Origin of the sequence: Pseudomonas sp. ERMR1:02, assembly GCF_002277815.1 — a bacterium.
In the GTDB taxonomy this organism is placed as follows: domain Bacteria; phylum Pseudomonadota; class Gammaproteobacteria; order Pseudomonadales; family Pseudomonadaceae; genus Aquipseudomonas.
This window is the reverse complement of sequence record NZ_NKJI01000008.1, coordinates 43,676-65,953: the sequence shown is the minus strand read 5'-3', so window position 1 is coordinate 65,953 and position 22,278 is coordinate 43,676. Positions and strand designations below refer to the sequence as shown.

General features: G+C 59.6%; 18 protein-coding genes and 2 pseudogenes. 10 read left to right on the top strand and 10 right to left on the bottom strand.

Features of this window, described 5'->3' with window-relative positions; translation table 11 throughout:
- Window positions 1-143 precede the first annotated feature (143 nt).
- Window positions 144-329, top strand: coding sequence for a hypothetical protein (locus CES87_RS16280; protein ID WP_017340256.1), 186 nt, complete (start codon window positions 144-146; stop codon window positions 327-329).
- A 10-nt stretch (window positions 330-339) separates the two neighbouring features.
- Here the strand turns inward: CES87_RS16280 and CES87_RS16275 are convergent, their stop codons facing one another.
- Window positions 340-534: a hypothetical protein gene (locus CES87_RS16275; protein ID WP_128606927.1), complete on the bottom strand. Its 195-nt coding sequence runs from the start codon at window positions 532-534 to the stop codon at window positions 340-342.
- 214 nt (window positions 535-748) lie between these two features.
- Window positions 749-1,261, bottom strand: coding sequence for a Bro-N domain-containing protein (locus CES87_RS16265; protein WP_128606926.1), 513 nt, complete (start codon window positions 1,259-1,261; stop codon window positions 749-751).
- Between the two features lie 299 nt (window positions 1,262-1,560).
- On the opposite strand from CES87_RS16265, the pseudogene CES87_RS16260 reads away from it, so the two are divergent.
- Together CES87_RS16260 and CES87_RS16255 are read left to right on the top strand one after the other, a co-directional pair.
- Window positions 1,561-2,813: pseudogene (locus CES87_RS16260) on the top strand (ATP/GTP-binding protein).
- 2 nt (window positions 2,814-2,815) lie between these two features.
- Window positions 2,816-3,442, top strand: a complete 627-nt coding sequence (locus CES87_RS16255) for an RloB family protein (protein ID WP_128606925.1) — start codon at window positions 2,816-2,818, stop codon at window positions 3,440-3,442.
- Between the two features lie 57 nt (window positions 3,443-3,499).
- Here the strand turns inward: CES87_RS16255 and CES87_RS16250 are convergent, their stop codons facing one another.
- The 8 genes from CES87_RS16250 to CES87_RS16215 all read right to left on the bottom strand — a co-directional run bounded on the left by CES87_RS16250 (window position 3,500) and on the right by CES87_RS16215 (window position 13,574).
- On the bottom strand, window positions 3,500-4,984 hold the full coding sequence (locus tag CES87_RS16250; protein ID WP_128606924.1) for an APC family permease: 1,485 nt from the start codon (window positions 4,982-4,984) through the stop codon (window positions 3,500-3,502).
- 260 nt (window positions 4,985-5,244) lie between these two features.
- On the bottom strand, window positions 5,245-6,669 hold the full coding sequence (locus CES87_RS16245) for a gamma-aminobutyraldehyde dehydrogenase (protein ID WP_128606923.1): 1,425 nt from the start codon (window positions 6,667-6,669) through the stop codon (window positions 5,245-5,247).
- Window positions 6,670-6,838: 169 nt separating this feature from the next.
- Window positions 6,839-7,666, bottom strand: coding sequence for an ABC transporter permease (locus tag CES87_RS16240; protein WP_128606922.1), 828 nt, complete (start codon window positions 7,664-7,666; stop codon window positions 6,839-6,841).
- Window positions 7,656-8,603, bottom strand: a complete 948-nt coding sequence (locus tag CES87_RS16235; protein WP_128606921.1) for an ABC transporter permease — start codon at window positions 8,601-8,603, stop codon at window positions 7,656-7,658. Before CES87_RS16235 ends, CES87_RS16240 begins: the two co-directional genes overlap by 11 nt.
- A gap of 1 nt (window position 8,604) precedes the next feature.
- On the bottom strand, window positions 8,605-9,642 hold the full coding sequence (locus CES87_RS16230; RefSeq protein ID WP_128606920.1) for an ABC transporter ATP-binding protein: 1,038 nt from the start codon (window positions 9,640-9,642) through the stop codon (window positions 8,605-8,607).
- A gap of 177 nt (window positions 9,643-9,819) precedes the next feature.
- The gene (gene ydcS / locus CES87_RS16225; RefSeq protein WP_128606919.1) at window positions 9,820-10,971 is read right to left on the bottom strand and encodes a putative ABC transporter substrate-binding protein YdcS; all 1,152 of its coding nucleotides are present in this window, start codon (window positions 10,969-10,971) and stop codon (window positions 9,820-9,822) included.
- 83 nt (window positions 10,972-11,054) lie between these two features.
- The gene (locus tag CES87_RS16220) at window positions 11,055-12,512 is read right to left on the bottom strand and encodes a gamma-aminobutyraldehyde dehydrogenase (RefSeq protein ID WP_128607080.1); all 1,458 of its coding nucleotides are present in this window, start codon (window positions 12,510-12,512) and stop codon (window positions 11,055-11,057) included.
- Between the two features lie 147 nt (window positions 12,513-12,659).
- A complete protein-coding gene (locus CES87_RS16215; protein WP_020799666.1) occupies window positions 12,660-13,574 on the bottom strand; it encodes a LysR family transcriptional regulator in 915 nt (304 codons plus the stop codon).
- A gap of 205 nt (window positions 13,575-13,779) precedes the next feature.
- Here CES87_RS16215 and CES87_RS16210 point away from each other — a divergent pair, with 205 nt between their 5' ends.
- From CES87_RS16210 to CES87_RS16175, 7 genes and pseudogenes are all read left to right on the top strand, one after another.
- Window positions 13,780-14,499 carry a tellurite resistance TerB family protein gene (locus CES87_RS16210; protein ID WP_128606918.1) on the top strand — a complete coding sequence of 240 codons (720 nt, stop codon included), beginning with the start codon at window positions 13,780-13,782 and terminating at the stop codon, window positions 14,497-14,499.
- 331 nt (window positions 14,500-14,830) lie between these two features.
- Entirely contained in the window at window positions 14,831-16,453 is a 1,623-nt protein-coding gene (locus tag CES87_RS16200) for a methyl-accepting chemotaxis protein (RefSeq protein ID WP_128606916.1), read from the top strand.
- Window positions 16,453-16,989 (top strand): chemotaxis protein CheW, encoded by a 537-nt coding sequence (locus CES87_RS16195; protein ID WP_128606915.1) that lies wholly within the window; start codon window positions 16,453-16,455, stop codon window positions 16,987-16,989. Before CES87_RS16200 ends, CES87_RS16195 begins: the two co-directional genes overlap by 1 nt.
- On the top strand, window positions 16,986-18,269 hold the full coding sequence (locus tag CES87_RS16190; RefSeq protein ID WP_128606914.1) for a protein-glutamate O-methyltransferase CheR: 1,284 nt from the start codon (window positions 16,986-16,988) through the stop codon (window positions 18,267-18,269). The genes CES87_RS16195 and CES87_RS16190 overlap by 4 nt, the downstream gene beginning before the upstream one ends.
- The gene (locus CES87_RS16185) at window positions 18,266-18,949 is read left to right on the top strand and encodes a chemotaxis protein CheW (protein WP_128606913.1); all 684 of its coding nucleotides are present in this window, start codon (window positions 18,266-18,268) and stop codon (window positions 18,947-18,949) included. The genes CES87_RS16190 and CES87_RS16185 overlap by 4 nt, the downstream gene beginning before the upstream one ends.
- Window positions 18,946-21,237: pseudogene (locus CES87_RS16180) on the top strand (hybrid sensor histidine kinase/response regulator). The gene CES87_RS16185 and the pseudogene CES87_RS16180 overlap by 4 nt, the downstream one beginning before the upstream one ends.
- Window positions 21,234-22,244: a chemotaxis response regulator protein-glutamate methylesterase gene (locus CES87_RS16175; protein WP_128606912.1), complete on the top strand. Its 1,011-nt coding sequence runs from the start codon at window positions 21,234-21,236 to the stop codon at window positions 22,242-22,244. The pseudogene CES87_RS16180 and the gene CES87_RS16175 overlap by 4 nt, the downstream one beginning before the upstream one ends.
- The last annotated feature ends 34 nt before the right edge of the window (window positions 22,245-22,278 follow it).

Below are 22,278 nucleotides of genomic sequence, written 5' to 3'. Positions count from 1 at the left end.
CCGGGAATATTTCTATTCTGTGCTCATAACCGGTTTACGCCCTTCGGGCCGGTACGGTTCAGCTGCTCACGAGGCGTTGCTGAAAAAGGGTTAGGGCGATGCGGTTTCTGAAGTTTTCTTTGACGTAGAGAAGGACATCGTCCATGTCGAAAGTACAAGGCATCACTGAAATGTTGGGAATCTTTCCGTGCCTGGGTATCGGGAGGCGAAGGCGTCGGCTCAATAGCGAGGAGCTGAAGCTGGTGGAGCGGTATCGGGAGCTGTCGGAGAGTGACCGGATTGCCATGAGGTATCTGGTGGATGCGATGAGGAGTGTTTCGCGGTTTTGAGTGGATCTGGCTACCGTGAAAGCCATTTGGCTTTTACGGTAGCCAGGCTGGTCAATTTGCCTGCATTAGCGTCTGCAATGCCAGCGTTGATCGCCTGCCGCAGGGCCGATTGCTGGTTGAGCAGTTGGAGGTGATTCTCTGCATACGAGCCGTCACTTGGAATAATTTCGATGACGCTTCGTTTAGCGCTGCGAGTTTCGCTCATGATGAAAGTGACCCATTCGAATGTAATCCTATGTAGGAGCGAGCCTGCTCGCGATGGTGGTTAACGATTACGCGTGCTTGGTGGCTTTACGCGGCGCTCTTGAGTTCATCGCGAGCGAGCTCGCTCCTACAGGAGGACCAACTGATGTGAGGAATCGAACCAATGGGACGGACTGTGAAGTCTGTCCCTTTTTTATCCGCTCGATTTATCCCCTTCAGTTGCAAGTGCCAGCAATAGGGAAAGGGCGTTGTACCTGCATCAAATCAGGCATGTCCCGCCATTTGATCCATGCGTGATGTTGGTAATGCAGCAAAGGCACCGTGATTCCGGCCCAATGCAAGGCACTCAGGCTTGGCTGATCCTGCGCAGTTGCAGCGTGCGAATCACGCAACATCGGCACGACTTCATTACTCAGCCATTGGCGCAGGTTGCGGTTCTCCGGGACGAAGTGATGAACCAGCAAGGCGTACATGCCAGATTCACTGACCATCAGCGTTTCGATTGTTTTGCCGTCCTTGAGCAACCAGACGCTGCGACGCTGATCGGGGTCGAGCTTTAGGGTGAGTCGTTCATTCAAGGGTTTGCCCATCAGGCGCCCCAGATCCTGGACGCAGAACCAGGCTTGTTGATCTTGCATGAAGGCGTGGAGGAAACGGTTGTGGCGGGTGAAAACGGTTGGGGTAATGAAGGAACGAGTTTCAGATGGATTTGACGTGTGCATAAGCATTTTTCGACTCCAAGTTGTAAAGGGAGCCGCCACTCAATTGAGCGCGGTTGCGCCGTGTTGATTTTGCTCCGACTTCGACACCGGGCCGCTGTTTTGCAGCGACGGATGAAGCCTATCGGTCACGCGCTTGCGGCGCCACGTCTTTTCCGGAGACGCTGTTTGTAGGAATCGGTGTTTTAGCTAGAAGGCATGGTCTGTAGGAATTTCCTGTTTTTGCATGGGGCGCAGTGAAACAACACCTGAGCCGCGGTTTTTCCTTTATTTATTCGAATCCAAGGAATGAACTGCAGGTTTTCTCCATGCTGATCGAATTTTCTGTTTCCAATTATCGCTCGTTCCGTGACAGGCAAACCTTGTCCATGGCGGCGACTCCTCGCCTGAGCAAGGTGCGCAACGTATTCAAATCATCCACGAACTCAGAGAGGCTTCCTGACCTTTTGAAGGTGGCTGCGATTTACGGTCCCAATGCCTCTGGCAAATCTTCGTTGATCCGTGCGATGGGGATAGTCGGCCGCCTGCTTGCTACGTCTTCAGGCTCGAATGGCGAACCAATTCCGGTTTCGCCATTTCGTTTTGATCGCGAACTGAAGGATGAACCCAGTATTTTTGAGTACAACTTCATTCAAGGCGGGCTGCGATATCGTTTTTTGCTGGGGTTGACCGGACAGAGGGTTGTTAAGGAACAATTGGTTGCGTACCCGAGAGGTAAAGAAACGCTTCTTTATGATCGCTACTTCGATGCTGAAGGCGAGCACTATGTTTTTGGTAAAACGCTGGAGGGCGGCAAAGAGGTGCATTGCGCATGGCGGCGTTTGACGAGCCAAAAAATGCTCTTTATCGCGCAAGCCGTTACCAACAGCAGTGAAGAATTGAGTCAGTTACGAGCTCCATTCAGTTGGTTTCAAACCGGCCTTCTCGTCGTTGAACAGAACAACATGATGGGGTTGTCTTCGGCCTCGATCAGGTTTCTTCAGATGGTGTCGGACCATAAAAATGATCTTCGGGACTTTCTTAAAGCGCTTGATATTCCAGTATCTGCCATTGAGCTCAATTTAGACGAATCCGCTTCGATTCAGAGCAACAGAAGACTCACGCTTAAGGATTTTTTGCCGCTGCGAAAAAGGACAAATTGACTCTGACGCACTCCAGTATTTCAGGCGATGCGGATTTCGATTTTTCCGAAGAATCGTGCGGGACAAAGAACCTGATTGGCTTCTGGTTGCCCTGGTTCATGATGAATCAGGCGGGTGGCAGCGGTGTGCTTTGTGTCGATGAACTGGACAGTAGCTTGCACCCAGACATTGTCGCTGACTTGATCGGAAAGCATTTGGACAGCGGGTTGGACACCCAATTGATATTTACCACTCACGATACGCATCTCATGAACGAAAAGATTCTGCGCCGCGATCAGTTCTGGATTACTGAGCGCGATGCCTATGGCGCCACGTGTCTGTTTTCGGTTCATGACTTTGAAGGCCGGGAGAGTGAGGATGTAGAGAAACGCTACTTTGAAGGCCGTTATCGTGGATTACCGCTGATAAGGCAGGGATGAGCATGGCGAGTTTGAGTAAGTCATTTGATCGCAAGGCATCACGGTTCAAACCTCAGCCTAAAGTGCTGGTGTTATGCGAGGACAGCAAATCAGGGAAGCGATATCTAGAAGAGGCGGCGCTTTATTTTCGGGCCAGGGCTCAGGTTGAAATTGTTCACTGCGGAGTTACGCACCCGAGCGGTATTGTTGAGCGAGCAGTCATCCGGCAAAAAGGTTTCGACAAAGTGTTTTGTGTGTTGGATCGCGATACGCATCTCTGCTTTCAGCGTGCATTGAATGTTGCGAAGTTCCATCCAAAGATCAGAGTCATTGCCTCGTATCCCTGCTTTGAGTTTTGGCTTCTGTTGCACTTCGGTTTCAATCGAAAACCCTTCAGAGCTGCCGGGAAATATTCGCCGGGTGATCTGGTGACCAAGAGCCTGAGACAAAAGCCCAGTATGAATCAGTACGACAAGGGCAAAGAGACCAGCTATTTCGCTCAACTGCTTGGTGAGCCATTTCATAAAGCGAGAACGTTGGCGCCGAGGGTTCTTGAGGACGTAGTCATCAGTGGCGAGCCCAACCCGAGTACCGAAATTCACTTACTCATGGATGAATTCGAAACTCTCTCCACACCGCAAAAGATCTAGCATCTTGAACCCTGCCCGCATCTCTGCGGGTAGGGTGCTTGATCGAAGAGTGAATTTTTACCGACTAACCTGCCACGCATCCCCCGCAGGCGCGGTCCCGTGGTCATACGGCTTGCCGATCCACATGTAGAGCAGCCCCAGGCCGATAACGATGGCGGTGCTCAGGACCATGGCGTAGTTGATGTACCACGCCGCGTCCGGGGTGCGTGGCCAGGCCATGTTAATGATGGCGCCGATGCCATAGACCAGCGCACCGATGTTGACTGCCCAACCCCAGGCACCGAGGGTGAATTTACCGCCGGGTTTCCAGCCTTTCATGCGTGCATACAGGGCGCCAAGCACGATCATCTGGAACGCCAGGTAAATGCCGATGGCGGCGAAGCTGACGATGGTGGCGACCGCATCTTGCAGGAAGAAGCCGAGGATGATGATCAGTGCCGGCAAGACACCGGACACGAACAGCGCGGCAACTGGAACCTGGGTCGTAGGAGAAATCTTTTTCAGCAGTCGGCTGCCGATAACCATTTCGTCCCGAGCGTAGGAATACAGCAGACGACTCGCCGCTGCTTGCAAGCTGATGACGCAGGAGATGAAGGAAATCATCACCACGCCCATCACCATTTTCGAACCGACCGGGCCGAAGGCGTTGTTGAGGATGGTGCCGACCGGGTCCTTGTCGGTGCCGTTGATCACCGCTTGCATGTCCGGCACGGCGAGGATCAGAGCCAGGCAGGCGAACATCGCCGAGATGCCGCCGATGTAGATGGTCATGCGCATGGCCACCGGAATCCGTTTGCTGGGGTTCGGGGTTTCTTCGGCCACATCGCCGCAGGCCTCGAAGCCGTAGTACAGGAACATCCCCGCCAGCGACGCGGTGAGGAAGGCCGGCAGGTACGAGCCGTCGACGCTGATGTCGAAGGTGTTGAACAGCACGCTGATCGGCTGATGGCGCTCGAAAACCAGCAGGTAAACGCCAACGATCACCGCGCCCACCAGTTCGCAGAGGAAGCCGAACATGGCAATGCGCGCCAGCACCTTGGTACCGCTGAGGTTGACCAGGGTGGCGAACAGCGTCAGTACCAGGGCGATGACAATGTTGGTGTTGTTGCTCGGTTCAAAGCCAAGCATGGCCGCCAGGTAAGGACCGGCACCGACTGCAACGGCGGCGATGGTCACGCACAGGGCGATGGAGTAGATCCAGCCGACCATCCACGCCCAGCGCTTGCCCACCAGACGACGGGCCCACGGGTACACACCGCCGGAAATCGGGAATTGCGAGACCACTTCACCGAATATCAGGCACACCAGCAACTGGCCGCAACCGACCAGCAGGTAGGCCCAGAACATCGGTGGTCCGCCCGCGGCGAGGCACAGGCCGAAGAGGGTATAAACCCCTACGACCGGAGAGAGATAGGTGAAGCCCAGGGCGAAGTTTTCCCACAGGCTCATGCTGCGATTGAAGTTGGAGGTGTAACCCAGTTTGCGTAGTTGCTCGGCATCGCTGTCGGCAACGGCTGCAGAGAGATCGGGTGATGCACTCATGTGTGTTTGCTCCGGAAAATCGGCAGATTTCGGATGTCCGATTCCGTGGCGGGGTCTTGGAGACGCCGCCCGGATCGGTGATTATTGTTTTAGCTTCTTTGGTGTGGAACCTGGTGGTGCGTGGTGCCGGTTTCGACCTTGAAACCGAGGTGACGCCTTCGTTGTAGGAGCGAGCATGCTCGCGAGAGACCTGAGAGCGCCGCGGGGTATCAGGTTTCCCGCGTCATCGTTGACCTCCATCGCGAGCAAGCTAGCTCCTACTAGTGCTTGAACATCACATGCCGCACTACGGTGTAATCCTCCAATCCATACATCGACATGTCCTTCCCGTACCCGGACAGTTTCTGACCGCCATGGGGCATTTCGCTGACCAGCATGAAGTGGGTGTTGACCCAGGTGCAGCCGTACTGCAAACGGGCCGACAGGCGATGGGCGCGGCCGACGTCGGCGGTCCACACCGACGACGCCAGGCCGTAGTCGGAATCGTTGGCCCAGCCCAGCACCTGCGCTTCGTCGCTGAATTTCGTCACCGACACCACCGGGCCGAACACTTCGCGGCGAACGATTTCATCGTCCTGCTGCGCGTCGGCCAGCACCGTCGGTTCGAAGAAGAAACCGTTGCCTTCCACTGTCTTGCCGCCGGTGATCAGGCGGATGTGCGGCTGCGCCACTGCGCGTTCGACGAAGCCGGCGACGCGGTCACGATGTTGCGCGGTGATCAGCGGACCAAGTTCGGTAGCCGGGTCATCCTGCAAGCCGTACTTGATGCTGCTGACTGCGGCGCCGAGCTTCTCGACGAACTTCTCGTAGATACCTGCTTGCGCATAGATGCGACAGGCGGCGGTGCAGTCTTGCCCGGCGTTATAAAAGCCGAAGGTGCGGATGCCTTCGACGGCGGCGTCGATGTCGGCATCGTCAAAGATGATCACCGGGGCCTTGCCGCCCAGTTCCATGTGCATGCGTTTGACGCTGTCGGCGGTGCTGGAAATGATGTTCGAACCGGTGGCGATCGAACCGGTCAGCGACACCATGCGCACTTTCGGGTGGGTGACCAATGGGCTGCCTACGGTAGGACCGCGGCCGAAAACCAGGTTGAGCACACCGGCCGGGAATATTTCTGACGCCATTTCGGCCAGACGCAACGCAGTCAGCGGCGTTTGTTCCGACGGCTTGAGCACCACGGTATTGCCGGCGGCGAGGGCCGGGGCGATTTTCCAGGCGACCATCATCAGCGGGTAGTTCCACGGCGCGATGGACGCGATCACGCCCACCGGGTCGCGACGGATCATCGAGGTGTGGCCGGGCAGGTACTCGCCACCGGCCGAACCGCTCATGCAGCGGCTGGCACCAGCGAAGAACCGGAACACGTCGGCAATCGCCGGGATCTCGTCGTTCAGCGCGGCGCTGTAGGGCTTGCCGCAGTTGTCCGATTCCAGTTTGGCCAGCTCGCAGCCGTTAGCCTCGATGGCGTCGGCGAGTTTGAGCAGCAGCAGCGAACGTTCTTTTGGCGAGGTGTGCGACCAGCCGTCGAACGCTGCATCGGCGGCGCGCACGGCGGCATCGACCTGGGCTCCGCTGGCTTCGTTTATTTCCACCAGCACGCGGCCCAGCGCCGGGTTGAACACTGGTTGGGCAGGGCCTTCACCGTTGACCAGTTGGCCGTTGATCAAGAGTTGGGTTTGCATGGCTATGTCCTCACTATCACTTTTATTTTTCTGTTTGAACCGGATCTAAATGTAGGAGTGAGCCTGCTCGCGATAGCGGTCTTACAGTCGACATTACTGTTGAATGACAGTCAGTCATCGCGAGCAGGCTCACTCCTACAGAGATTCGGTTCCTTCAGTGGTTATTCGGTTATTTCCCGCCACTCCCCGCCACGCTTTCACCGCCACGGGTCAGGTAATAGGCGCCGAGAATCGGCAGCATGGTCACCATCATCACCAGCATCGCGACGACGTTGGTCACCGGCACATCCCTTGGGCGGCTGAGCTGGTTGAGCAGCCACAGCGGCAAGGTGCGTTCATGGCCAGCGGTGAAGGTGGTGACGATGATTTCGTCGAACGACAGTGCGAAGGCGAGCATGCCGCCGGCCAGCAATGCCGATCCGAGGTTGGGCAAAATGATGTAGCGGAAGGTCTGCCAACCGTCGGCGCCTAGGTCCATCGAGGCTTCAATCAGGCTGTGGGAGGTACGGCGCAAGCGGGCGATGACGTTGTTGTAGACGATCACCACGCAGAAGGTCGCGTGGCCGACGATGATGGTGAACATCCCAGGCTCGATGCCCAGCGTCTTGAAGGTCGCCAGCAGCGCGATCCCGGTGATGATCCCCGGCAGGGCAATCGGCAGAATCAGCATCAGCGAAATGCCTTGCTTGCCGAAGAAATCCCGCCGGTACAGCGCCGCCGATGCCAGCGTTCCGAGGACCATGGCGATCAGCGTGGCTATCGAAGCGATCTGTAGCGACAGCTTGATCGCTTCCAGCACGTCGGGTCGCGAGAACGCCACGCCGATCCATTTCAGGGTGAAGCCCTTGGGTGGAAAGCTGAAGGCCGCGTCTTCGGTGTTGAAGGCGTACATGAAGATGATCAGGATCGGGAAGTGCAGAAACACCAGCCCGCCCCAGGCTGCGATTTTCAGGCCTAAAGAGGCTTGCTCCCCTTGCTTCTCTGATTTAGAGCGCATCGAAGGCCCCCAGTCGTTTGACGATGGATAGGTAAACGGCGATCAGCACGATCGGCACCAGGGTGAACGCTGCAGCCATCGGCATGTTGCCGATCGCGCCTTGCTGGGCGTACACCATGCTGCCGACGAAGTAGCCGGGCGGGCCCACCAGTTGCGGCACGATGAAGTCGCCGAGGGTCAGCGAGAAGGTGAAGATGGAACCTGCGGCAATGCCCGGCACCGACAGAGGCAGAATCACCTGCATGAAGGTCTGGCGCGGCTTGGCGCCCAAGTCGGCGGAGGCGTGCAGCAGCGACGGCGGCAGGCGTTCCAGCGAAGCCTGGATCGGCAGGATCATGAACGGCAGCCAGATGTAGACGAACACCATGAAACGCCCCAGGTGCGAGGTCGACAAGGTACTGCCACCGACGCCTGGAATTCCCAGAACGAACTGCAACAGCGGCTCCAGCCCCAGGTGCTGGACGAACCACTGCGCCACGCCGCCCTTGGCCAGCAGCAGCGTCCAGGCATAGGCCTTGACGATGTAACTGGCCCACATCGGCATCATCACCGCGATGTAGAAAAATGCCTTGGTCTTGCCGGTGGTGTAGCGCGCCATGTAGTAGGCAATCGGGAACGCAACGATGGCGCTGGCGATGGAGACCCCGATGGCCATGCTCAAGGTACGCAGGATGATGTCGAAGTTCGACGGCTGGAACAGCGCGGCGAAGTTCGCCAGGGTCAGGTCGGGGGTGACCGCCATGGTGAAGTCGTCGAAGGTGTAGAAACCTTGCCACAGTAACGTCAGCAACGAACCCAGGTAGATCGCGCCGAACCACAGCAGCGGCGGAACCAGCAGCATCGACAGGTACAGGTTTGGCCGGCGATACAACAGGTTGGAAAACCTGCGTAGCGGCGAGCCGCCAGCCGGGGTTTGAGAGATGGCCAAGGTGTTCACTTCACACCCCGCCCACTACGGTGTCGTGCAACGGGATCATGGCTTCACGCGCCCAGCGTGCGCTGATGCGGTGCCCGGTCTGATGCTGAGCGCTGACATCCTGCCATTGATTGTTGGCCTGGCTGATGTTCAGGGTCTGGCCGTTTTCCAGCTTGAGTTCGTAGCGGGTGGCACTGCCTTGGTACTGGATGTCGTGCAGCAGACCGCTGACTTCGATCTCATGGCTGGCCAGCGGACCTTCGGCGAAACGCACGTGTTCCGGGCGAATCGAAAAAGGCTGTGGATTGCCACTCAATTGCCTCGCGAGGTCACCGCGAATCACGTTGGAAGTGCCGACGAATTCGGCAACGAAAGTGGTCGCAGGTTTCATGTACAGGTTGCGCGGCGAGTCGACCTGTTCGATGCGACCCTTATTGAATACAGCGACGCGGTCGGACATCGACAGCGCTTCGGTCTGGTCGTGGGTGACGAAAATGAAAGTGATGCCGAGCTGGCGTTGCAGCTTCTTCAGCTCGCCTTGCATTTGTTCGCGCAGCTTCAGGTCCAGTGCGCCGAGCGGCTCGTCGAGCAGCAGCACGCGCGGCCGATTGACCAGAGCACGGGCCAGGGCCACACGCTGGCGCTGACCGCCGGAGAGCTGCACCGGCTTGCGCTCGCCGTAGCCGCCGAGAGCGACCATGTCGAGTGCTTCTTCGGCGCGTTTCAAACGTTCGGCTTTGCCGACGCCTTTGACTTTCAAACCATAGGCAACGTTGTCGCGAACGTTCATGTGCGGGAACAGCGCGTAGTCCTGGAACACGGTGTTCACGTCACGCTGATACGGCGGCAGCCCGGCGGCTTCTTCGCCATGAATGCGGATCGAGCCTGCGCTGGGTTGTTCGAAACCGGCGATCAGGCGCAGACAAGTGGTTTTGCCCGAGCCGGAAGGCCCCAGCATGGAGAAAAACTCGCCGTCCTGGATGTCGATGGAAACCCGGTCAACGGCTTTCACTTCGCCGAACTGACGGGAAACGTTGGTGAACTGGACTGCAAGCGTCATGGTGCGGTGCTCCAAAAAGGCGAAGGCCGTCGCAGCGGCCCTGCCTGGACTTCTGAAAAATCTGAATCGGTAGAGAGCGCTTTGCGCTCTATCGCTGGCAAGCCAGCTCCTACAGGGGGCCGTGTACTTTGTAGGAGCTGGCTTGCCAGCGATAAAGGTCCGAAGGACCTTCAGGCGTTATCTGCCGCCCATGATCGCGATGTAGTCCTGGGTCCAGCGGCTGTAGGGCACGAACTTGCCACCCTCAGCCTGCGGGGTTTTCCAGAAGGCGATCTTGTCAAAGTTGTCGAAACCGTTGGTCTTGCAGCCCTCGGCACCAAGCAATTCGCTCTCTTTGCACGCCGCCGGAACCGCTGGCAACGAACCGAACCACGCCGCTACGTCACCCTGGACTTTCGGTTGCAGCGACCAGTCCATCCACTTGTAGGCGCAGTTCGGGTGTTTGGCGTCGGTGTGCAGCATGGTGGTGTCGGCCCATCCGGTGGCGCCTTCTTTCGGGATGGTCGAGGCGATCGGTTGTTTGTCGGTTATCAGGCCGTTGACCTGATATGGCCAGGAGCTACCCGCGGCTACGCCTTCGTTCTTGAAGTCGCTCATTTGCACAGTGGTGTCGTGCCAGTAGCGGTGGATCAATGGCTGCTGGGCGCGCAACAGATCGAGCACGGCCTTGTATTGCACCTCGGTCAGTTCGTAGGGGTTCTGGATGCCCAATTCCGGCTTCGCGGTTTTCAGGTACAGCGCCGCGTCTGCGATGTAGATCGGGCCGTCATAAGCCTGCACGCGGCCCTTGTTCGGCTTGCCGTCCGGCAGGTCTTGGGCATTGAACAACACGCCCCAACTGTTCGGGGGGGTCTTGAACACATTGGTGTTGTACATCAGCACGTTCGGGCCCCACTGATACGGGGTGCCATAGGTCTGCTTGTTGACCACATACCATGGCGCATCTTTCAGGCGCGGGTCGAGGTTCTTCCAGTTCGGGATCAAAGCGGTGTTGATCGGCTGCACACGCTTGCCGACGATCAGGCGCAGGGAGGCATCGCCGGAAGCTGTGACCAGATCGTAACCGCCCTTGGCCATCAGGCTGACCATCTCATCTGAGGTGGCAGCGGTCTTCACATTGACCTTGCAGCCGGTTTCCTTCTCGAAACCGGTGACCCAGTCATAGGCCTTGTCGCTTTCGCCACGTTCGATATAACCGGGCCACGCCACAATATCCAGTTGGCCTTCACCGGCGCCGACAGCCTTTAGCGGCTCGGCGGCCTGGACACTTGCACTGGCCAGCAGCGCTGTGGTGATTGCACTGAGCAGTGCGGTCTTGTGCACGAACATGGGGTTTCCCTCTTCTTTAAATTATGGTCGGGGCAGTTTTGAACGTGGTGAAGCATGCCGTTAACGGCTTCTTATTAGCGTAGTCAGAGATGTTGTCCGTGGCGTGCCATGATGTGCCGCACCACGCTGTAGTCCTGGAGCGAATCGCTGGACAGGTCTTTGCCGTAGCCCGAACGCTTCAGCCCGCCATGGGGCATTTCGCTGACCAGCATGAAATGGCTGTTGATCCAGGTGCAGCCGTACTGCAACCGCGCGGCGACCTGCATCGCCTTGTCCAGGTTCTGCGTCCAGACCGAGGACGCCAGGCCGTATTCCGAATCGTTGGCCCAGTCCACCGCTTGTTCCAATTGATCGAAACGGGTCACGGTCACCACCGGCCCGAACACTTCGCGCTGGACGATTTCGTCGCTCTGTTTGCAACCGGCCAGCAATGTCGGCTGGTAATAGAAACCGGCGCCGGAATGCACCGCTGCACCGGTCACCCGTTCAATGTGCGGCTGGCCGAGGGCACGCTCGACGAAACTGGCCACGCGGTCGCGCTGGCGGGTGCTGATCAGCGGGCCGATTTCGTTGTCGGCATCGCGCCTGCCAGCGAAACGCAGGCTGCTGACCGCCGCGCCGAGCTCGGCCACCAGGCGGTCGTGAATCCCGGCCTGTGCATAAACCCGGCAGGCAGCGGTGCAATCCTGCCCGGCGTTGTAATAGCCGTAGGTACGCACGCCTTCGACTACGGCCTGGATGTCGGCATCGTTGCAGACGATCACCGGGGCTTTGCCGCCCAGTTCGAGGTGAGTGCGCTTGAGAGTTTTTGCCGCGGCCTGGAGGATTTTCTGTCCGGTGACGATATCGCCGGTCAGCGACACCATCCGTACTTTGGGATGGCTGACCAAGTGGCTGCCGACCCCTTCACCCCCACCGCACACAATGTTGATCACGCCGGGCGGCAGGATCTCGGCCAGCGCTGGGGCCAGGGCCAGAATCGACAGCGGCGTATGCTCCGACGGCTTGAACACCAGCGTATTACCGGCGGCCAGTGCCGGGGCGATTTTCCACGCGGCCATCATGATCGGGTAATTCCACGGCGCAATCGACGCCACCACGCCAATCGGATCGCGGCGCACCATGCTGGTGTAGCCCGGCAGGTATTCGCCGCTGAGCTGGCCGGTCTGGCAACGCACGGCGCCGGCGAAGAAGCGGAACACGTCGACCGTGGCGTTCAGGTCATCCTGACGGGCCAGATGCAACGGCTTGCCGCAATTCAAGGCTTCGAGGCGGGCGAGCAGGTCGGCGTTTTTTTCAATGGCGTTGGCGATGTCCAGCAACAGGTTCGAGCGCTGCTGCGGCGTAGTGCGCGACCAACTGGCGAAGGCACGATGGGCGGCATGGATAGCGGCTTCGACTTGTTCGGTGCTGGCTTCGGCGATCCGCGTCAGGACGTCACCGGTGGCCGGATTGAGGATCGGTTCGACAAATCCCTGGCCCGCGATCAATTCGCCATCAATCAACAACGCGGTGAACAACGGGGTCTGCGCGCCAGCCATTTTTCGGTTTCTCTTTTCTGGTGTGGCTTCTTGTGTAGACATAGCGGCGCTCCCTGTGACTGGGGCCCGGCCGTCTTTATTAGATAAAACAAGACTAGTGCGCGGACCCGAGGTCGACAAATACTAAATACTGAAGGTGGCGTTCGATTAAATAGATGGCTTGCGTCCACCGTGAGGTTGTTCACGGGCGACCGTCAGAAACGGGTCCACCAATGCCGGTCGCGCGGTACCGCGACGCCAGGCCAGGCCGACGTCGAGGGTCTGACTCAGGTCCGCGATCGGCCGCGCTTCGATGATGTCGCCCTCCAATGACCAGGGGCGGTAGGTCATGTCGGGCTGAATCGAGACCCCCAATCCGGCGGCCACCAGGCTTCGCACCGCTTCGGTCGAGGCGGTGCGCAAGGTGATACGTGGTTGCAGCGAGGCGGCGGTCCACATGCGCTGGGCATTGCGGTCCATTTCATCGACGTTTAGCTGAATCAGCGGCTCGCGGGCCACATCGGCGAGGTTGATGCTGTCGTGTTCCAGCAGCGGATGCTGGGCCGGCAGCCATAGCCGGTGCGGCGAGTGGGTCAGTACCTCGGTCTGCAAGGCGTGGCGGTCTTCAAGGTTGGAGAGGATCAGCACGCCGACATCGATCTCGCCGCTGACCAGCAAATGCTCGATGTAAGGGCGTTCATCCTCCATCACGCGGATTTCGACGTTGGGGTAGGCGCGCTGGAAACGGGTGAGCAAATCCGCCAGATAGTAGCCAGCCACCAGACTGGTCACCCCGACGATCAACTGCCCGGCAACCTGATCGGTGCTTTGTTGCAGGCTGCGTTTGGCGTTGTCGACCGTGGCCAAAATCAGGTGCGCCTGGCGCAGGAACTGATGCCCCTGATGGGTCAGGGTCATACCCTTGGCATGGCGGTTGAACAGGCCGACGCCGATTTCCTGTTCCAGTTGCTGGATCGCCAGGGTCAGGGTGGACTGGGAAATGAACGCGGTTTGCGCGGCGGCGGAGATAGAGCCGGTCTCGGCCACGGCAATGAAATGACGGATCTGACGCAAGGTCATCATGGAGAGCGTACCGGTGGGCGGTTTTTATCGATTTGTTCGAGTGTATATCTAATTTTCTGAAAGCAGCCGCATACCGCAAGCCTCAAGCGGCAAGTGGAAAAGCGGCGGAGCAACATCTGGAAGCACTCTCGCGGCAGGTCTCGGGCACTTTCGATCTAGGCTGGTGGCCTCAAGGTCCGGTTAAACCTTTTAGTGGAGGCGGAAAATGAACACCCGTGGATTGCTTGATCAGCTACTCAAGTCCGGACAGGATATGTTGCAGAACAAGACGGGCGGGGCGCAGAACAAGGCGTCTGGTGGTCTGGGCGGGTTGCTTGGCGGTAGCGGCGGCTCGGGTGCACTTGGCAGTTTGCTTTCCGGCGCGGGCGGTGGTGCACTCGCGGCCGGTGCCATGGGGCTGCTGCTGGGTAGCAAGAAGGCGCGCAAAGTTGGCGGTAAAGTCGCAGTCTATGGCGGTCTCGCCGCGTTGGGCGTGCTGGCCTACAAGGCATACGGGAACTGGCAGGCCCAGCAGGGCAGCGCGCCAAGGACCGAACCGCAAACCCTTGATCGTGTGCCGATGGCGCAAGTCGAGCAGCACAGCCAGGCAATTCTCAAGGCGCTGGTGGCCGCTGCCAAGGCTGACGGACATATAGACGAGCGCGAACGCGAGCTGATTGAAGGCGAGTTCACCAAGCTCGACAACGATCAAGAGTTGCAACACTGGCTGCACGCCGAACTGAACAAACCTCTGGACCCAAGCGATGTCGCCCGCGCCGCCAGCACCCCGGAAATGGCTGCCGAAATGTACATCGCCAGCGTGATGCTGGTGGATGAGGAGAGCTTCATGGAGAAGTCCTACCTCGATGAACTGGCGCGTCAGCTCAAGCTGGAGCCGGGGTTGAAGGCCGAACTGGAAAAGCAGGTGCGACTGGCGGTGGTGTAAGTCGTAAAACCGTCGTCGCGATGTAGGAGCCGGCTTGCTGGCGATAGCGGTGTATCAGCCGCCATCAATGTCGATTGATGCGCCGCCTTCGCCAGCAAGCCGGCTCCTACAGGTCCGGCGTACTCACACCACACCCCTCAATGACCAATCCACAGCCCCTTTCTGCCAATTCACCACTGGCGCTTCTCCCTCGATATGGCGGAAAGTCCCCAACCAGAGCCAATCCCTGCTTTTTATAGACAGGATGAGAAGTGGTGCGTACCCGTCTTATAAATGAACCACCGCCCTCGGTTATACTCCCCGCATTTCGAAACAGCCCCGAGGACAGACTTTGAAAAACTGGACGTTGCGCCAACGCATTTTGGCGAGCTTTGCGGTAATCATCGCCATCATGTTGTTGATGGTGGTCGTCTCGTATTCGCGGCTGTTGAAGATCGAAACCAGCGAAGCCAGCGTGCGTGAGGATGCGCTGCCGGGGGTGTATTACAGCGCTTCGATTCGCAGCGCCTGGGTTGATAGTTTCATCCAGACCCAGGAAATACTCGGCTTGAAGGAAGGGCAGGGGATCTCTGCCGAAGACGCCGCCGACTTCAAAACCTTCGAAGCCAATGTGCAAAGCGCGATCAGTGACTATCGCGCCACCATCACCACGGATGAAGACAAGGTCGAAATGGTGGCGTTTGAAAAGCTGCACGAGGATTACAACAAGATCCTCGCGGCCGTACTGGATTTGCATAAGCGTAATCAGAGTGCCGAAGCCATCAAGCTGTTCAACGAACAGATGATCCCGGCCTGGACCGCGGGGCGCATGAAACTCAATGACATCATTCGCGAAAATAAAGCAGTGGCGGACCAGGACATCGCGGCCATCGATGACGCGGTACTCACTGCGAAAATCATCATGGGCATTTCCCTGCTGATCGCCGTGCTAGCCGCTGGTCTCTGCGGTCTGTTGCTGATGCGCGCAATCATGTCACCGATGAATCTCATCGTGAAAATCCTCGAAATCATGCGCACCGGCGACCTCAGTGGCCGCTTGAACCTGGAGCGCAAGGACGAGTTCGGCGCCGTGGAAACCGGCTTCAACGACATGATGACCGAGCTGACATCCCTGGTGTCCCAGGCCCAGCGCTCGTCGGTGCAAGTCACCACGTCGGTCACCGAAATTGCCGCCACCTCCAGGCAGCAACAGGCTACCGCCACCGAAACCGCTGCCACCACCACCGAAATCGGCGCGACTTCCCGGGAAATCGCGGCAACTTCGCGGGATCTGGTGCGTACCATGACTGAGGTCTCCACCGCTGCCGATCAGGCGTCGGTGGCTGCCGGCTCCGGACAGCAGGGCCTGGCACGCATGGAAGAAACCATGCACTCGGTGATGGGCGCGGCCGATCTGGTCAACGCCAAACTGGCGATCCTCAACGAGAAGGCCGGCAACATCACTCAGGTGGTGGTGACCATCGTCAAGGTCGCCGACCAGACCAACCTGTTGTCGCTCAATGCCGCCATCGAAGCCGAGAAGGCCGGTGAATACGGTCGCGGGTTTGCCGTGGTCGCCACCGAAGTACGACGCCTGGCCGACCAGACCGCTGTAGCCACCTACGACATCGAGCAGATGGTTCGCGAGATTCAGTCGGCGGTGTCGGCCGGTGTGATGGGCATGGACAAGTTCTCCGAAGAAGTGCGCCGGGGCATGTCCGAGGTGCAGCAGGTCGGTGAGCAGTTGTCGCAGATCATCCATCAGGTGCAGGCCTTGGCGCCGCGAGTGTTGATGGTCAATGAAGGCATGCAGGCCCAGGCTACCGGCGCCGAGCAGATCAACCATGCGCTGGTGCAATTGGGCGATGCCAGCAGCCAGACCGTCGAGTCCTTGCGCCAGGCCAGTTTCGCCATCGACGAGCTGAGCCAGGTGGCCGTCGGGCTGCGCAGTGGCGTTTCGCGATTCAAAGTCTGATGAGCGAACTGACGGCCAGACGCACTGCCGTGAAGCAGGCGTTGCATGCGTTGTTCCTGGTGTTTCGCATCGGCAGCGAGCGCTACGCCTTGCAGGCGATCGAGGTGGCGGAAGTGCTGCCGCGTTTGCCATTGAAACCGATTGCCCACGCGCCGCACTGGGTGGCCGGGGTATTCGGCTGGCGCGGCGCGGTGGTGCCGGTGATCGACCTCAGCGCATTGACCTTCGGTACGCCTGCCCAGGCACGCACCAGCACACGGCTGGTGCTGGTCAATTACCGGCCGGATGAAAGCTCACAGGGGCAATTGCTCGGGCTGATTCTGGAACAGGCCACGGACACCTTGCGCTGTGACCCCGCGCAATTTCAGCCCTATGGTCTGGACAACCGCCAGGCGCCTTACCTGGGGCCGGTTCGCAAGGACGAGCAGGGCTTGCTGCAATGGGTGCGGGTCGCCGATCTACTGGATGAACGGGTTCGCGCGCTGTTGTTTCCGTCCCCGCCTCTGGACCTGGGACTGCTTGAGGAGCAGCCATGAGCGGCGATCAGCGGTTTTTCGATTTCCTTAAGGAGCGCATCGGCCTCGACGTGACCTCTGTAGGCCCGGCGATCATCGAGCGCGCGGTGCGCCAACGCAGTGCCGCGTCCCAGGCGCAGACGGCTGACGAATACTGGCGCACTTTGCAGGGCTCAAGCGACGAGCAACAGGCGTTGATTGAAGCGGTGATCGTCCCGGAGACCTGGTTTTTCCGTTACCCGGAATCCTTCGCCACCCTGGCGAAACTGGCCACCAGACGGCTTGCCGAAATCAACCACATGCGGGCCCTGCGGATTCTAAGCCTGCCGTGCTCAACCGGCGAAGAACCGTATTCGATTGCAATGGCTCTGCTGGATGCCGGGTTCAAACCGCACCAGTTCAAGGTCGAAGGCATGGACGTCAGCCCGATGTCGGTGGAAAAAGCCCGGCGTGCGCTGTTCGGCAAAAATTCGTTTCGCGGGCAGGACATCGCGTTTCGTGACCGCTATTTCACGGCTGAAAATGACGGCTATCGCCTCAGCGGTCGGGTGCTGGAACAGGTGCTTCTGCAGGTCGGCAATCTGCTCGATCCGGCGTTGCTCGCCAACGAACCGCCCTATGACTTCGTGTTCTGCCGCAACCTGCTGATCTACTTCGATCTGGCGACGCAAAAACAGGTGATCGAAGTCCTCAAGCGCCTGACCCACGTCGACGGCGTGCTGTTTATCGGCCCGGCCGAGGGCAGTCTGCTGGGGCGTTTGGGCATGCGCTCGATCGGTATCGCGCAATCTTTCGCCTTCAGTCGCCAGCGTGCTGTGAACCCTGGGCCGTTGCCGACATTCGTTGCCACGCCCACGCCCACGCCCATGCCGTTGCCGCCACAGGTGCGCAGCGTTGTGCCGCCTCCGCTCATCAGGCGCCCATTCGCCAGCGTTGCGCGAACGCCGCAAACTGCGAAACCGGGCAACACTGACGCCGCCACGCTGCTGGCGAACATCGCCGCACTGGCCGACGAAGGCAAAAGTGCGCAAGCCCGTACCGCGTGCGAAATTTACCTGCACAATCATGAACCGGCGGCCCAGGTGTTTTACTGGCTGGGGCTGCTCAGCGATGTCGCTGGCAGCGTCCTGGAAGCCCAGGGCTTTTATCGCAAGGCGTTGTACCTCGAACCGCAACATCCCGACGCGTTGATGCATCTGGCTGCCTTGCTGCAATCCCAGGGCGACACCGTGGGTGCCAGACGATTGCAAGACCGCGCCGCCCGCATCGAGCGCGCCGCCGACAGTGAGCGTAAACGATGATCGTCTCCGACACCTTTAGCGTTACCCGTGAAGATGCCCAGGCTATCGACGATTGCTGGAACCGCATCGGTATTCATGGCGACAAGTCCTGCCCGCTGCTGATCGAGCACATCCATTGCCGTAATTGCGCGGTGTATTCGGCCGCCGCAACGCGCCTGTTGGATCGTTATGCGTTGCAGCAGGAAGATCGCGTGCAAGTTTCAGGCACGGCCGAGATCGAGGTGAAAACCCGCTCGCTACTGATGTTCCGCCTCGGCGAAGAATGGCTGGGCCTGGTCACCCGCAGTCTGGTGGAAGTGGCGCCGCAGCAAGCCATTCACTCGTTGCCGCACCAGCGCTCCCGGGCCTTGCTCGGGGTGGCGAACGTGCGCGGCGCGCTAGTGGCGTGCCTGTCTTTGGTCGAGTTATTGGGTCTGGACAGTGTCAGTAGCGTGGCCTGCGGTGCGCGGGTCATGCCGCGCATGCTGATCATCGCTGCCCACGGCGGGCCGGTTGTGGTGCCGGTGGACGAGGTGGACGGCATCCACGCCATCGACGAGCACATTCTGGAGGCAGCGTCGCGCTCCGGCACTCAGGCCAGTGCCAAATACACCCGTGGCGTGTTGCAGTTCAAAGGTCGCAGCCTGCGTTGGCTGGATGAAGAACAGCTGTTGTCCGCCGTGACCCGGAGCCTTTCATGACCCCCGAGCAATTGCGCGACGCCTCTTTGCTGGAACTGTTCAGCCTGGAAGCCGAAGCCCAGACCCAGGTGCTGAGCGCAGGTCTGTTGGCGCTGGAACGCGACCCGACCCAGGCCGATCAACTCGAATCGTGCATGCGGGCTGCACATTCGCTCAAGGGCGCGGCGCGGATCGTCGGTGTCGATGCCGGGGTCAGCGTTGCCCATGTCATGGAGGATTGCCTGGTCAGTGCCCAGGAAGGGCGACTTTACCTGCGCCCGAACACATCGATGCGTTGTTGCAAGGCACCGATCTGCTGATGCGCATTGCAACGCCCGGCAATACGCCGGGGCCTTCGGATATCGAGGCCTATGTTGCGCTTATGGCACGCTTGCTCGATCCGACAGCTGCCATACCCGCCATACCACCTGCCGCGCCGGTGATGGCGGAGCTTGAGCTCGAAGCGTCCGCCCCAGGGTCGATGCGACCCAGCCGGTCGCCGAGCCACTGCCTGCCGAATCCGTGGCAGCGCCAAAAAGACCAGGCGCGCCACTGATAATGGCGAGCGCGTATTGCGCGTCACTGCCGAGCGCCTGAACAGCCTGCTCGATTTGTCGAGTAAATCCCTGGTGGAAACCCTGCGGCTCAAGCCGCACCTGGCTACCATGCAGCGTCTCAAGCGCATGCAGAGCAACAGCCTGCGGGCGCTGGAAAACCTTAACGTCCATCTCAAGGATCATGCCCTGAGCCTCGAAGCTCAGGAAGCCCTCGATGACGCGCGGCGATTGCTGGCGCAATCCCAACAAATGCTGGTGGAAAAAAACGCCGAGCTGGATGAGTTCGCCTGGCAAGCCAGTCAGCGCGCACAAGTGTTGTACGACACCGCGCTGGCGTGCCGCATGCGGCCGTTCGCCGATGTGCTGGCCGGTCAGGTGCGCATGGTTCGTGATCTGGGGCGCAGCCTGGGCAAACAGGTTCGGCTGGAGATCGAGGGCGATAAAACCCAGGTTGACCGGGATGTGTTGGAGAAACTCGAAGCACCGTTGACGCATCTGCTGCGCAATGCAGTCGATCACGGCATCGAAACCCCGGAGCAACGGCTGTTGGCCGGCAAACCTGAAGAAGGGCTGATTCGCTTGCGCGCATCCCATCAGGCCGGATTGCTGGTGTTGGAACTCAGTGATGACGGCAACGGAGTTGATCTGGAGAAAGTCCGCCGCAGCATCGTCGAACGCCAATTGTCGCCGGCCGAAACAGCCGCGCAGTTGAGTGAAGAGGAGCTGCTGACGTTCCTGTTCCTGCCGGGTTTCAGCCTGCGCGATACCGTCACCGAAGTCTCCGGACGCGGCGTCGGTCTGGATGCGGTGCAGCATATGGTCCGTCAGTTGCGCGGCGCAGTGGTGCTGGAGCAGACGGCGGGCGAGGGCAGTCGCTTCCACCTCGAAGTGCCGTTGACCCTGTCGGTGGTGCGCAGCCTGGTAGTGGAAGTCGGCGAAGAGGCCTATGCCTTCCCGCTGGCTCACATCGAACGCATGTGCGATCTGGAGCTGGCGGACATCGTGCAGGTGGAGGGCCGGCAACACTTCTGGCATGAAGGCCGGCACGTCGGACTGGTCGCCGCCAGCCAATTGCTGCATCGTCCGGCGAGCCAGGGCGGTCAGCAGTCCCTGAAAGTCGTGGTGATTCGCGAGCGCGATGCGGTTTATGGTGTCGCTGTCGAGCGTTTTATCGGCGAGCGGACGCTGGTGGTGCTGCCGCTGGATGAGCGCCTGGGCAAAATCCAGGACATTTCCGCCGGGGCCCTGCTCGACGACGGTTCTGTGGTGTTGATCGTCGACGTCGAAGACATGCTGCGTTCGGTGGATAAACTGCTCAATACCGGGCGCCTGGAGCGCATTGCTCGTCAAAGCACTCAGGCCGTCGAGGCGGCCCGCAAGCGGGTTCTGGTGGTCGACGATTCCCTGACCGTGCGCGAACTGCAACGCAAGCTGCTGCTCAATCGCGGCTATGACGTGGCGGTGGCGGTCGACGGCATGGATGGCTGGAACGCCCTGCGCTCGGAGGATTTCGATCTGCTGATCACCGACATTGATATGCCGCGCATGGACGGTATCGAGCTGGTGTCCCTGTTGCGACGCGATAACCGCCTGCAATCGCTGCCGGTGATGGTGGTGTCCTATAAGGATCGTGAGGAGGATCGCCGTCGTGGACTGGACGCCGGAGCCGACTATTATCTAGCCAAGGCCAGTTTTCATGACGACGCCCTGCTCGATGCAGTGGTTGAGCTCATAGGAGGAGCGCGGGCATGAAGATCGCAATCGTCAACGACATGCCCATGGCCGTGGAAGCCTTGCGCCGGGCGCTGGCTTATGAGCCGGCGCACCAGGTGATCTGGGTTGCCGCCAATGGCAAGGAAGCGGTGCGAAAGTGTGCCGAACAGACGCCTGACCTGATCCTGATGGACCTGATCATGCCGGTGATGGACGGGGTGGAAGCCACCCGCCGGATCATGGCCGAAACGCCCTGCGCCATCGTCATCGTCACCGTGGATCGCCAGCAGAACGTGCACCGGGTGTTCGAGGCCATGGGCCACGGCGCACTGGATGTGGTCGACACCCCGGCGCTCGGTGCCGGCAATGCCCAGGAAGCGGCGGCACCGTTACTGCGCAAGATCATGAATATCGGCTGGCTGATCGGCGAGAAGGGCAGTCGGGAGCGACCGGCTCCCGGCCCGTTGCGCAGTTCGGGCTCACGTCAGAGTCTGATCGCCATTGGTTCATCCGCTGGCGGACCGGCAGCGCTGGAAGTCCTGCTCAAGGGACTTCCACGGAATTTCTCCCCGGCCATCGTTCTGGTACAGCATGTTGACCAGGTATTTGCCGCCGGCATGGCCGAATGGCTCGGCAGCGCCAGCGGGCTCAATGTGCGCCTGGCCCAGGAAGGCGAACCGCCGCAAAGCGGAACGGTGTTGCTGGCCGGCACCAATCACCATATTCGACTCCTGAAAAACGGCACGCTGGCTTACACCGCCGAACCGGTCAACGAGATTTATCGACCCTCGATCGATGTGTTTTTCGAGAGCGTCGCCAGTTACTGGAGCGGCGATGCGATAGGCGTTTTGCTCACCGGCATGGGGCGTGATGGCGCACAGGGGCTTAAACTCATGCGCCAGCAGGGCTACCTGACCATCGCACAGGACCAAAACAGCAGCGCGGTGTATGGCATGCCGAAGGCGGCCGCGGCCATCGACGCCGCCGTGGAAATACGCCCGCTGGAAAAGATAGCGCCACGATTGCTGGAGATCTTTCCAAAATGACTACTATTAGCAGCAATCCTGGCACAGGCAGTTC

Coding starts and splice junctions, on each gene's coding strand:
- CES87_RS16190 (WP_128606914.1), top strand. CDS start 16,986: ATGAGCGGCGATCAGCGGTTTTTCGATTTCCTTAAGGAGCGCATCGGC.
- CES87_RS16265 (WP_128606926.1), bottom strand. CDS start 1,261: ATGCTTATGCACACGTCAAATCCATCTGAAACTCGTTCCTTCATTACC.
- CES87_RS16250 (WP_128606924.1), bottom strand. CDS start 4,984: ATGAGTGCATCACCCGATCTCTCTGCAGCCGTTGCCGACAGCGATGCC.
- CES87_RS16215 (WP_020799666.1), bottom strand. CDS start 13,574: ATGATGACCTTGCGTCAGATCCGTCATTTCATTGCCGTGGCCGAGACC.
- CES87_RS16195 (WP_128606915.1), top strand. CDS start 16,453: ATGAGCGAACTGACGGCCAGACGCACTGCCGTGAAGCAGGCGTTGCAT.
- CES87_RS16220 (WP_128607080.1), bottom strand. CDS start 12,512: ATGGCTGGCGCGCAGACCCCGTTGTTCACCGCGTTGTTGATTGATGGC.
- CES87_RS16255 (WP_128606925.1), top strand. CDS start 2,816: ATGGCGAGTTTGAGTAAGTCATTTGATCGCAAGGCATCACGGTTCAAA.
- ydcS (WP_128606919.1), bottom strand. CDS start 10,971: ATGTTCGTGCACAAGACCGCACTGCTCAGTGCAATCACCACAGCGCTG.
- CES87_RS16240 (WP_128606922.1), bottom strand. CDS start 7,666: ATGCGCTCTAAATCAGAGAAGCAAGGGGAGCAAGCCTCTTTAGGCCTG.
- CES87_RS16230 (WP_128606920.1), bottom strand. CDS start 9,642: ATGACGCTTGCAGTCCAGTTCACCAACGTTTCCCGTCAGTTCGGCGAA.
- CES87_RS16175 (WP_128606912.1), top strand. CDS start 21,234: ATGAAGATCGCAATCGTCAACGACATGCCCATGGCCGTGGAAGCCTTG.
- CES87_RS16280 (WP_017340256.1), top strand. CDS start 144: ATGTCGAAAGTACAAGGCATCACTGAAATGTTGGGAATCTTTCCGTGC.
- CES87_RS16245 (WP_128606923.1), bottom strand. CDS start 6,669: ATGCAAACCCAACTCTTGATCAACGGCCAACTGGTCAACGGTGAAGGC.
- CES87_RS16275 (WP_128606927.1), bottom strand. CDS start 534: ATGAGCGAAACTCGCAGCGCTAAACGAAGCGTCATCGAAATTATTCCA.
- CES87_RS16185 (WP_128606913.1), top strand. CDS start 18,266: ATGATCGTCTCCGACACCTTTAGCGTTACCCGTGAAGATGCCCAGGCT.
- CES87_RS16210 (WP_128606918.1), top strand. CDS start 13,780: ATGAACACCCGTGGATTGCTTGATCAGCTACTCAAGTCCGGACAGGAT.